Annotated in this window: 9 protein-coding genes; all 9 read right to left on the bottom strand. The window is 56.4% G+C overall.

Features of this window, described 5'->3' with window-relative positions; genetic code table 11:
* Positions 1 to 35: 35 nt before the first annotated feature.
* The 9 genes from putP (G7W63_RS07680) to acpP all read right to left on the bottom strand — a co-directional run bounded on the left by putP (G7W63_RS07680) (position 36) and on the right by acpP (position 11,810).
* Positions 36 to 1,514, bottom strand: a complete 1,479-nt coding sequence (gene putP, locus G7W63_RS07680) for a sodium/proline symporter PutP (protein WP_166255633.1) — start codon at positions 1,512 to 1,514, stop codon at positions 36 to 38.
* Positions 1,515 to 1,757: 243 nt separating this feature from the next.
* The gene (putP, locus tag G7W63_RS07685; RefSeq protein WP_166255636.1) at positions 1,758 to 3,248 is read right to left on the bottom strand and encodes a sodium/proline symporter PutP; all 1,491 of its coding nucleotides are present in this window, start codon (positions 3,246 to 3,248) and stop codon (positions 1,758 to 1,760) included.
* A gap of 214 nt (positions 3,249 to 3,462) precedes the next feature.
* Positions 3,463 to 6,642 carry a bifunctional proline dehydrogenase/L-glutamate gamma-semialdehyde dehydrogenase PutA gene (gene putA / locus G7W63_RS07690; RefSeq protein ID WP_166255639.1) on the bottom strand — a complete coding sequence of 1,060 codons (3,180 nt, stop codon included), beginning with the start codon at positions 6,640 to 6,642 and terminating at the stop codon, positions 3,463 to 3,465.
* Between the two features lie 174 nt (positions 6,643 to 6,816).
* Complete coding sequence (locus G7W63_RS07695; RefSeq protein ID WP_166255642.1) at positions 6,817 to 7,584, bottom strand: helix-turn-helix transcriptional regulator; 768 nt, start codon at positions 7,582 to 7,584, stop codon at positions 6,817 to 6,819.
* A 92-nt stretch (positions 7,585 to 7,676) separates the two neighbouring features.
* Entirely contained in the window at positions 7,677 to 8,312 is a 636-nt protein-coding gene (tmk, locus tag G7W63_RS07700) for a dTMP kinase (protein ID WP_166255645.1), read from the bottom strand.
* Positions 8,309 to 9,373 (bottom strand): endolytic transglycosylase MltG, encoded by a 1,065-nt coding sequence (mltG, locus tag G7W63_RS07705; protein ID WP_166255648.1) that lies wholly within the window; start codon positions 9,371 to 9,373, stop codon positions 8,309 to 8,311. Before mltG ends, tmk begins: the two co-directional genes overlap by 4 nt.
* Positions 9,370 to 10,188, bottom strand: coding sequence for an aminodeoxychorismate lyase (gene pabC, locus G7W63_RS07710; protein WP_166255651.1), 819 nt, complete (start codon positions 10,186 to 10,188; stop codon positions 9,370 to 9,372). Before pabC ends, mltG begins: the two co-directional genes overlap by 4 nt.
* Before the next feature lie 8 nt (positions 10,189 to 10,196).
* A complete protein-coding gene (gene fabF / locus G7W63_RS07715; protein ID WP_166255654.1) occupies positions 10,197 to 11,444 on the bottom strand; it encodes a beta-ketoacyl-ACP synthase II in 1,248 nt (415 codons plus the stop codon).
* A gap of 132 nt (positions 11,445 to 11,576) precedes the next feature.
* On the bottom strand, positions 11,577 to 11,810 hold the full coding sequence (gene acpP, locus G7W63_RS07720) for an acyl carrier protein (protein WP_012136033.1): 234 nt from the start codon (positions 11,808 to 11,810) through the stop codon (positions 11,577 to 11,579).
* Positions 11,811 to 11,853: the final 43 nt, after the last annotated feature.

The raw sequence follows: 11,853 nt of genomic DNA on the forward strand, positions 1-11,853 counted from the left end.
GGGCAGCGGCCTGCCCTGCCTTGCTAACTTACAATCTACTTGGGGTTCATCGCCCGCTCAAACCCTTCCTGAACGTCCGCAGCCGGATCACCCGTCGCCAATGAACCGACGACGATGGCGATAGTGGCCAGAATGACTCCCGGAATGATCTCGTACAGATCGAGGATGCCGCCAGACATATTGCCCCAGATCACCACCGTGGCTCCACCGACAACAATACCCGCTACAGCACCGACTTTGTTCATTTTTTTCCAGTACAGGGACAGCACCAGTGCCGGGCCGAAGGCGGCACCAAAGCCTGCCCAGGCATAGGAAACCAGAGTCAGAACCTGACTGTCTGGATCAAACGCCAGCGCCGTCGCAATAATGGCAATGCCCACCACTGCGAAACGCCCCACCCAGACCAGCTCGGTTTGTGACGCAGCCTTCCGGAAGAGTGCTTTATAGAAATCTTCCGCCAGCGCAGAGGACGACACCAGCAACTGGGAATCTGCTGTACTCATGATGGCTGCAAGAATCGCTGCCAGCAGTATGCCGGAAATGATGGGATGGAAAAGCGCGTCAACCAGCAAGATGAACGCCTTTTCGCCGTCGTCCAGGGCCGTGTCGAAATAACCGATGGCCGCAAAACCCACCAGCAGGGCACCGAAGAGGCCGAAGGCACTCCAGATAACGGCAATACGACGGGCGGTCGGGACATCATCTTCACTGCGAATTGCCTGAAATCGGGCCAGAATATGGGGCTGACCGAAATAACCGAGGCCCCAGCCAAGCAGTGACAGAATGGCGAGAATACCGAGCGCCTCGCCATCTGCGCCGGTGAAGGCATTCAGGAACTCAGGATTCTTTGCTTCCATGGCCGCCTGGGTGGCAGACCAGCCACCATCAGCATTCAGGGCCATGATTGGCACCAGCAGTAGAGCCGCAAACATGAGCAGGCCCTGAATAACGTCCGTCCATGCGACCGCAAGAAAGCCCCCGAAGAAGGTATAGGACACAACCGCAACGGTTCCGACGATCACTGCAATTTCGTAGTCCAGGCCAAATACGGTTTCAAACAGCTTGCCGCCGGCGACAAGACCGGAGCTTGTATAGAAGAGGAAGAACAACAGTATGAAAAAAGCCGAGACGACCCGCAGGATCCGACTGGTATCGTGAAAGCGGTTCTCGAAATAGGACGGCATCGTCAGCGAATCGCCGGCCGCAAAGGAATAGGTGCGCAGACGTCTGGCAACGAACAGCCAGTTCAGCCAGGTCCCTGCAAGCAGACCAACGGCAATCCATATGGCTTCATAACCTGCGGCATAGGCGTAACCGGGCAAGCCAAGAAGCAGCCAGCCACTCATATCCGATGCCCCGGCACTCAGGGCTGAAGGCAACGGGCCCAGGCTCCGGCCACCCAGAATGTAGTCTGAAAGATTCGTTGTGCGCTTATAGGCGATGTAGCCAATAACCAGCATCAACACGAGATAAATGAGGAACGTGATCGTCACCCCAACGTTGTTTCCTATCATGTGGTTGTTTTCTCCGTGCGCTTTTTACAGCTTAGTTATGCGTTATGTAACGGCCGGTCCGTTCGACCGGCTGTCTTTCACGGCCACTGTTGACCCGGCTCCAGATTATTCGGTGCCGGGGTACAGAAACGACGCTTTACCGCCGACGGCTATCGTGCTGCGGGTCCTTATCAGGAACTCACAACGTAAAGAGGGCTCCCGCAGGAGCCCTCTGAATCACTCCGAGTGGTTTTTCCACCCGGACTACCGGTTGATAATCTGATACTCGCCAGCATCGGCTGTGGCACTGCTCACCACCATGATGGCTATCCACGAGGCAATGAAGCCGGGAATGATCTCGTAAACACCAGGGCCGCCCATGAATTCCGCGTTCCAGCCCAGTGATATCCAGATAATAACGGTGGCGGCACCCACGACCATGCCAGCGATGGCGCCAGCGCCATTTGCGCGAGGCCACATCAGCGACAGGATGATCAGCGGGCCGAAGGCGGCACCGAAGCCTGCCCAAGCGTTGCTCACCAGTGCCAGCACCTGGGAGTCCGGATCGGAAGCAATGATGGCGGCAACCGCGCCAACCAGTACGACACAAACCCGGCCGACATTCACGCACTCGCGGTCCGTCGCTTCTTTACGCAGGAAGAGACGGTAAAAGTCTTCCGTCAACGAAGATGATGACACCAGGAGCTGGCTGGAAATGGTGCTCATGACCGCCGCCAGCAGAGCAGCGTAGAGGAAGCCGGTAATCAGCGGATGGAACAGCAGCTCAGACAGAATGATGAAGATGGTTTCCGGATCTTCGACATCCATTCCGTTACGAACAGCATAAGCCCGACCAAAGATACCCAGGGAAATGGCACCTACCAAAGAAATCAGCATCCAGGACATGCCGATGTTACGTGCAATAGGAACGTCTTTCAGGGTTCGGATTGCCATGAAACGCACGATGATGTGGGGCTGGCCAAAGTAACCCAGACCCCAGGTGACCGCTGACAGCCAACCGATCACCGTCAGTCCTTCGGTCCAGGACAGCAGCGTGGGGTCAACTTCGTTCAGCGTTTCGGACGCCTGGGCGTACCCGCCACCGCCCTCACCGAACAGCACCACCAGCGGCATGATAACCAGTGCCACCATCATGATGCAGCCCTGAACGAAGTCGGTCATGCTCACTGCCAGGAAACCGCCGACCACAGTGTAGATAAGCACCACGCCCAGCGTGATACCAATCCCCACGGCGTAGTCACTCATGCCACCGACGTTGATGATTTCCGCGAACGCGCTTTCAAACAGTTTGCCGCCGGCAACCAGGCCAGATGCAGTGTAAACAGCGAAGAAGATAACGATAACAATGGCTGACACCGTGCGCAGCGATAACGCCTGAGTGGGAAAACGATTTGCCAGGAACGACGGGATGGTAATCGCATTGCCATAATGAACGGTTTGTTCACGAAGACGGGGTGCCACCAGAACCCAGTTGAAGAACGCGCCCACAAGCAGACCGATGCCTATCCAGGCTGATGCCAGGCCGGATACAAACAGCGCCCCAGGCAGACCCAGCAGCAACCAGCCACTCATGTCGGAAGCCCCGGCTGAAAGAGCTGCCACTTTTGGACTAAGGGCACGTCCGCCCAGCATATAATCCTCTGATGAGGACGTCGATGTGCGCATCGCGAAAATGCCGATGGCAATCATGACTGCAAAATAAGCAAACAGACTGATCCAAACACCAATAGCCATGAGACCTCTCCAAGTCATAATATCGGGCATAGCCCCGATTGTTTTGTCACGTTTACCGGGTTTAATCGGTAGCGTGCACCTTGTTGTTGTTACTTTTCTCCTGATCACGTGATCGTGTGCGACCGCCTGCCAAGCCAGCGTCTTTATACTGGTACTGGTACTCGCCTCCTTATTGTTAGTTTCTGGTGCGCGCTGCGTTTACCGCTTCGCGATGTCAAACCTTTTCAATCCCCAGCGAAAGTAGCGATGCATTCCCGCCCACCGCTGTGGTATTGATGGTACGTGCTCTCTCGGTAGCGAACCGTAAAAGATAATGCGGCCCACCTGCTTTCGGGCCGGTACCTGACAGGCCACGCCCCCCGAAAGGCTGGACCCCCACCACCGCGCCAATCTGGTTACGATTGATGTAGGTATTGCCCACTTTCACCCGTCTCTCGATATAGGCAGCTGTTCCTTCGCTTCGGCTGTGTATGCCAAGGGTAAGGCCATAGCCGGCCTGGTTGATCTCATCAATCACTTTGTCCAGGTTTTCTGCCGCGTATCGGACCACATGCAGAATCGGGCCGAAATGTTCTTTGTCCAGTTGGCTGATACTGTCGATGCCATAGGCGGAAGGCGGTATAAAGTACCCGCTATGGCACGATGGCGGCAACTTTACCTGGGCTATAAACCGAGCCGACGTTTCCAGATGAGCAAGATGCTGCTGCAACCCGGACTGAGCCTCCTGGTCAATGACTGGCCCCACGTCTGTGCTATGCAATGCAGGGTCGCCTATTGATAATTCGTGCATGGCTCCCGCCAGCAGGGTTTCCATTCTTTCTGCCACGTCTCTCTGAATATAGATCACTCTCAGCGCGGAACAACGTTGCCCTGCACTGGCAAAGGATGAATGCAGAACATCCCGGATAACCTGCTCTGATAGAGCACTGCTGTCCACGATCATGGCATTCTGACCACCAGTTTCTGCGATCAGCGGCACAATAGCGCCAGACCGGTCCGCCAGAGCACGGTTCAGGATGTGCGCCACCTGGGTCGAACCGGTAAAGGCCACCCCGGCAATACGCTGGTCGGGCACCAACAGGGCACCGATCCGTGCCCCGTCTCCTGGCAAAAACTGAATGACGTCTTTCGGAAACCCCGCCTCGAGCATCAGTTGCACAGCCCGATGCGCAACCAGACTAGTCTGTTCCGCCGGCTTGGCAACGACCGTGTTGCCTGAAACCAGAGCTGCCACAACCTGACCTGTGAATATGGCCAGCGGAAAGTTCCAGGGACTGATGCAGAGAAACACGCCCCGACCTTCCAGGTAAAGCTCGTTGCTCTCTCCGGTCGGACCAGGCAGTACCGTCGCAGCCCCAAACCGGGAGCGGCCCTGTATGGCGTAGTATCGACAGAAGTCGACCGCTTCCCTGACCTCATCAATACCGTCCTGGAGTGTTTTGCCCGCCTCCCTACTGCATATGGCCATCAGCTCCTCAAGATGGGACTCCATTAGATCTGCGAACCGTTCCAGGCAGGCCGCACGGTCATCCACCGCAGTTTCGTTCCAGTTCGGGTAAGCCTGGCCAGCCAGTTCAAGGGCTTCTTTAACCTGGGCATCATTAGCGAAATAGACCTGTCCCACAGAACGGGATTGATCGTAAGGCGCATTCACCTGTTGAAGGTCGCCTGCATACCGTGTCTCGCCTCCAATGATGGGGCCTGCTGACCACTGGGTCTTGCGCCAGGGATCCAGCTTCCGCATGAGCGGATCCAAATGAGCCGCAACATGGAGATTAATTCCTTTGGAATTGGGTCTCTCCTTGCCGTATATCTGGCGTGGCAGGAGGATACGCTCGTTAGGTAACTTGTCGTATTTCTGAAGATCCTGAACCGGGTTGGTCACCAGGTCTTCGATTGGTGTGCCGGCGTCCACCAGCCTGTGCACGAAGGAGGAGTTAGCGCCGTTTTCCAGCAGGCGCCGGACCAGATAGGGCAACAGATCCTTGTGGGCCCCGACCGGCGCGTAAATGCGCACCGGAAAGTCATTTTCTTCAAGTACGGTGTGATAGAGCGCATCGCCCATGCCATGAAGCCGCTGGAATTCGATCTTGCGCCCCTTGTTTCGGGCCATGGTAAGGACCGAGGCTACCGTGTGGGCGTTATGACTGGCCAACTGCGGGTAGAGCGCACCTTTGGTGTAGTCGCTCAGCAGGAATCGCAAACAGGCCAGGTAGGAAGTGTCGGTCGCCTCCTTGCGGGTAAAGACCGGGTAACCGTCAAGCCCGAGCTGCTGGCAAAGCTTGATTTCAGTGTCCCAGTAAGCCCCTTTCACAAGCCGAATGGGAATCTCTTCCCCCACTTCCCGAGCGAGCTTAGTGAGCCAGCACAATACCGGCAGCGCCCGCTTGGAATAAGCCTGAACGACCAGGCCGAAACCACCCCATCCCTTGGCGACGGGGGACGAGAACACCTTCTCAAATAGCTTCATGGAAAGCTCGAGGCGATCCATTTCCTCTGCGTCAACGGTAATCGCAACGCCTTTCTCCCGGGCCATTTCCAGCAGGTTCACCAGGGTTTCGTAGAGCTCGCTGAGTACCCGCTCTTCCTGGGCCTCTTCATAGCGTGGGTGCAGGGCGGAAAGTTTTATGGAAATAGACGGGGCCGGGGCCCTGTTCTTCGGATAGGGGTCATTACCGACAGCGTCAATAGCGTCTAGATAGTCCTTCAGATAACGGTCCGCATCATCTCTTGTCATCGCGGCTTCGCCCAGCATATCGAAGGAATAGGTGTAACCCTTATCCCGATAGTCCCTGGCGTTGTTCAGAGCCTCCCGAATATCCCGGCCCAACACGAATTGCTTGCCCATGATACCCATGGCGCGATACATGGCGCTCCGGATAACAGGCTCGCCACTACGTTTGACCAGACGTTTCCAGACATTCGAAGGCGAACCGTCCAGGCGCTTGTCCATCTTGACCACCCGCCCTGTAAGGAGGAGGCCCCAGGTAGAGGCATTCACAAGCGTGGACTCACTGCGGCCAACATGTTTCTGCCAGTCTGCAGTAGACATCTTGTCGTGAATCAGCGCATCGGCGGTATGCTTGTCGGGAATTCTCATCAGGGCTTCGGCCAGGCACATCAGCAGAATGCCCTCTTGGGTGTCCAGACTGTACTCCTGCAGCAGGGCGTCAATCATGTGGATCGAGTCGTCCTGCTCCCGAACCTTTCTGATCAGTCGAGTGGCGGTTTCAGTGACTGCCCTGTACTCCGACGCATCGCTTTGGGCAAGGGGAATAAGCTCTTTGAGACAGGCTGCCTCGTCGACAGCATAATTCTCGATAATGCCCTGCCAGAAAAACGACCTGGGCTGTTCCTGGAAGGCAGGCTCAAGGACCTTACTTGCACTGAACATGAAGCGCCTCTCAACTAAATAATCTGGTTTAAGCCGAAAACTACCTGCGGGGTTTCCGACATGGCTCAACTAACCATTAAATTTAGTTTGGAATTGGCGTTTAAACTTACAAAAACCTACTATTTTTTTGCAAATTTATCCGATTGTTGCGTATCTGATGCAAAATGGCTGGAATCAGTCCGCTGCACGCAGGGCGGAGGGTGTTATGGCACGATGTTTCTGAAGCGCATTGGTCAGGGCTCCCTGGCTTGAGAAACCCGTGCGAAAGCTGATTTCCGATACCGTCAGACTGGTGCCCGTGATCAGTTTCGTTGCCTGTTCGAGGCGAACCTTAAGCAGGTATTGATGCGGGGTAATACCGGTCAGGGACCGGAAGGTCTCATGGAATCGGCTGACACTGAGGCAGGCCACACTGGCAAGATCGGCCACGGTAATCTTCTTGTGCAGGTTCTCCATCACATATCTGCGTATGGTTTCAGGGCTGAAGCAGGCTCTTGCCTGATGGGCCTGCTTGTACCCTAGGCGCTCAGACATGCAGTGCAGAATGCCGGCGGCGAGATGCCGCTGCATGGCGGCGTTATCCGGTGCCCGGGAGAACTCACCGGCACAGAGTTGGACAAGGCCCTGCAACTGGTTATCGAAACTGAGCACCCGCGCCCTGTCAAACAGAGGCGCCATCTTTTCATAATCACTATGGGCCGGGTTATTCAGGGCGGGAAGGTAGGGGTCGAGATCGATGACGAGCACGTGGTTGCGCTCGTTACCGCAATAGTCATGTTCAGCCTCGGTAGGGACAAGGCACGCGTTCCAGGTATCAAGCCGGGAGCCCACCCCCGCCACACTCATCTCTGCCTCACCCCGTACGCCGATCACCAGTTGGTGATGCTCATGGCGATGATGCCGGGCGGACTCTGGCAATTTGATAACGCGTGCATTCAACATAATAAGGGTGTGGGACACTCCGGCCAACTTACTGCTTTCATTAAAGCAGACTAAGTGCACGCTTGCACGGCCGCACTCCGGACCGGTTCGGGCTAGGCGTGTTCCTGTATGAGCCGGCCCATGAGCGCAACCACCGCGCCACTCACCTCTTCCATGGACATTGAGGCGTCCAGCACGTGGTAGCGATCACGGTCAGACTGGGCACGCTCGAGGTAGGTCTGCCTGATACGCTGGAAAAAACCACAGGCTTCTGTTTCGAAGCGGTCCAGTTCACCCCTGTGCCGGGCACGGGCCATGCCGACATCCACCGGAGCATCCAGCAGTACGACGTGATCGGGACGGAAAGAGCCCTGCACCAGAGTCTCCAGTTGGGCGATCCGGTCCATTGAAACCCCCCGGCCACCGCCCTGGTAGGCAAAGGTGGCATCGGTAAAACGATCACACAGAACCCACTTACCAGCGGCAAGGGCAGGCAAAATACGAGCATTCAAGTGTTGGGCCCGGGCTGCGAACATGAGCAAAAGCTCTGTGGTTTCATGGACCGGCTCGTCACGGGGCGCAAGCAGAACCTCACGAATGGTTTCCGCCATAGGCGTGCCCCCGGGTTCACGGGTCAGCACAACCTCTATCCCGGCATTTCTGAGATACTCTGCGGCTACCTGGATCTGGGTAGATTTGCCCACACCTTCGGAACCTTCAAAGGTGATGAACCGACCTCGTCCGGTCATTCGGTCTCCGCCTCTTCAACAGGTACTACCGGTGCCGGGCTGGAGCGGTAATCCGAGCGGCGCTTTAACTGATAGGCCCGAACCGCTTTCTGATGCTCTTGCAGGGTGCGAGAGAACTTATGCGTGCCGTCCCCTTTGGCTACGAAGTAGAGTGAGTCCCCGTCGGCCGGGTTAAGTGCGGCGTGAATGGCCTCTCGCCCTGCCAGGGCAATGGGTGTCGGCGGCAAGCCCGAGATACGGTAGGTGTTGTAAGGCGTCGTGGTGTTCAGGTCGCGCCGGGTGATCCGGCCCTGGTAACTGTCTCCCATGCCATAGATAACCGTAGGGTCGGTTTGCAGCCGCATGCCTTTGTCCAAACGGCGGACAAACACGCCTGCCACCTGCTTTCGTTCAAACGCGGCCCCGGTCTCACGCTCGATTATGGAGGCCATTATCAGGGCATCATAGGGCGTTTCGTAAGGCAGTCCCTCCTGTTTCCTCTCCCACTCTTCAGCCAGCACTGTGTTCAGTCGGTCAAAGGCACGCTGCAATATTTCCAGATCCGTATCGCTGCTCTGGAACAAATAGGTATCGGGGAAGAAACGGCCTTCGGGATGAGCGCCTTCCGCCCCAAGTTCAGCCATGATGCGCTCGTCACGCCAGTCAGTAGTGACTGTTTTCAGCTTAGGGTGAAGCGCCAACGTAGCCCTGACGTCGCTGAATTTCGACCCTTCGATGAACTGAATACTCCAGCTCTTGGTGCGCCCTTCATTCATCTGTGCCAGCATCTCAAGGGGTGACATACCTGGCAGAAATTCGTACTCGCCCGCTTTGATCGCGGTATCCGCAGGATTCAGCCGGCCATGCAGACGCAGCCAGAAACTGTCGGAAAGCAGCTCCCTCGCTTCCATCTCCCGGGTGACACGAGAGAACGGAGTTCCGGCAGGAACTTCGAACAACATCGACTCGCTCAGCGGCCGGGAGGATTCCAGGGACTCCAGACCTTGCCAGGCCCAAAGACCCGTGCCGGCAGCAGCCAGGATGAGAAGACAGATAACAGCGATAAGAAAGGATTTGATCAAACGTACGAGTCCACAAAGAAATTTATAGAGGCGATTGTCGCAAGGCCTGCCGAAACGGGCAACTCAACACAACCAATACTGCGAACCGGCATAACGCCGATAACGCTGTTCATAATAAGCATGCCTTCGCAGCGGGGTGAAACAAGTTTGGCAAATTCGATCGATCGCTCACGCACGGGCTCGCCCCTCGCAAGCAATGCATCCATTACCTGCGCCCTCATGACACCTGCCACCGCAAGATGAGTCGCCGGAGGTGTCAGCCAGCCGTCATCGAAACGCAGCATCAGGTTGGTACGGGTGCCTTCCAGAAGGCGACCTGCGGTGTCGGTCATCAAGGCCTCGAAGCAGTGCCTGGGCAGGCTCCGGCTTGCCAGCACCTGCTCCGAGCGGGCCAGGGACTTGAGCCCGGCCAGGACCGGATTCACTGTCAGATTGAGCCTGGCCAGAGCGACCTTCACCCCGCCCTCGGCAGGCAGTGGTGGCATGGCATGAGCACTGAGGATAAGGCATGGTACCGGCGCATCCGGCGGCCTGTAGCCTCGACCGCCGCTGCCGCGGGTAAGAATTAGCTTCAGGACCCAGTCTTCGGCCCTGGCATAACGGCGACAGGCTTGCACTATTGCGCTTTCGAGCTCCGTTCTGATTAGCGGGATGCCCAGCCGCAATGCGCCGTTCAGTAGTCTCTCGACATGCCGGTCACACAATGTCGGCCGCCCATGCTGAATCCTGAGCGTCTCAAATATGCCATCGCCGTAGGCCAGCCCGCGGTCGCTGGCTGGCACCTGGTCAGTATCGGCCCAAAGGATGCGGATCATGGCCGTGCTCAGTCTTCGAAACGTTTGAAAATCAGCGTTCCATTGGTGCCACCAAATCCGAAGGAGTTAGACAGGGCACAGCGCACATCTGCTTTACGTGCTTCATGGGGTACCAGATCCAGGTCACAGCCATGATCCGGATTATCCAGGTTAATGGTTGGGGGCAGCAGCCCTTCTTTAATGGCCAACACCGAAAAAATGGCTTCTACAGCTCCGGCGGCCCCAAGTAGATGCCCGGTCATCGACTTGGTACTGCTCATGGCCAGAGAGTAGACCGAAGTCCCAAAGACTGCCTTTACGGCCGCCACTTCTGCCAGATCCCCTACCAGGGTGGAGGTACCATGCGCATTGATGTAGCTGACTTCCCCAGGTTCAATCCCGGCATCTCGCAGGGCGTTTTTCATCGACCGTTGCGCGCCTTCCCCTGCTTCCGGGGGAGACGTAATGTGATGGGCATCATCGCTCATGCCAAAACCGGCTACTTCTGCGTAAATAGTTGCGCCCCGGGCCCGTGCATGCTCAAGCTCTTCCAACACCACTACACCGGCGCCATCGCTCAACACGAAACCGTCCCGGTCCCTGTCCCAGGGCCGGCTGGCTTTTTCCGGTTCGTCGTTGCGCGTCGACAAGGCTCGTGCTGCTGCGAACGCTGCAATACCGGTTCGGGTTGTAGCCATTTCAGAACCGCCCGCCAGCATGACATCGGCATCGCCGTACATAATGGTACGGGCCGCATAACCAATGTTATGGGTTCCGGTGGTACAGGCAGTTGTGATGGCAATGTTCGGCCCCTGGTAACCAAACCGGATGGCAACGTTTCCGCTGATCATATTGATGACAGAGGCTGGCACAAAGAACGGCGATACCTTTCTGGGGCCGCTCTCGGCAAGGATGAGTACATTCTTTTCAATGTACTCCAGCCCACCAATACCGGATCCTATGGCGACCCCCACCCGCTCGGGATCAAGGCCGTCGAACTGGTCCAGGTGGCTATGCTCAATTGCCTGGTGGGCTGCTATAAGGCCATAGTGGATAAAGGCATCGAGTTTACGGGCGTCTTTAGCCGACAGATAGGGTTCCATATTCAGGTCGCGGATCGCACCACCAATACGGGTGTTGTACCCGGTGGCGTCAAAACGCTCAATGGGACCAATGCCGCTACGCCCCGCGATTATACCCTGCCAGGAGGAGGTTACGTCGTTGCCCAGTGGAGAAAGCATCCCGAAACCTGTGATGACCACACGTCTTTTAGCCATAGCTGTTCCTTACCTGTCTACTCGGTGCCCGGTGCCCGATGTCCGCAGAAACCAGACACCCTACCAATAAAAAAGCCGTCCTGGTTCTTCATCAGGACGGCTTCTGCTTGGCGAAATACGTCGAACGAAGTATCAGGTATGGGCGACGATGTAGTCGATCGCGTCCTGGACACTGGCAAGCTTCTCAGCTTCCTCGTCCGGAATCTCTGTTTCGAACTCTTCTTCCAGTGCCATGACCAGCTCAACGGTGTCCAGTGAGTCAGCGCCAAGGTCCTCTACAAAAGAAGATGAGTTTTGAACTTCGGACTCTTTAACGCCCAGTTGTTCACAAACGATCTTCTTAACGCGCTCTTCAACTGTACTCATAATTTCCTCACTTTGATGTCAACCAAGCAATAATGGGATTGCC

The organism is Marinobacter salicampi (genome assembly GCF_011074795.1).
Taxonomy (GTDB): Bacteria; Pseudomonadota; Gammaproteobacteria; order Pseudomonadales; family Oleiphilaceae; genus Marinobacter; species Marinobacter salicampi.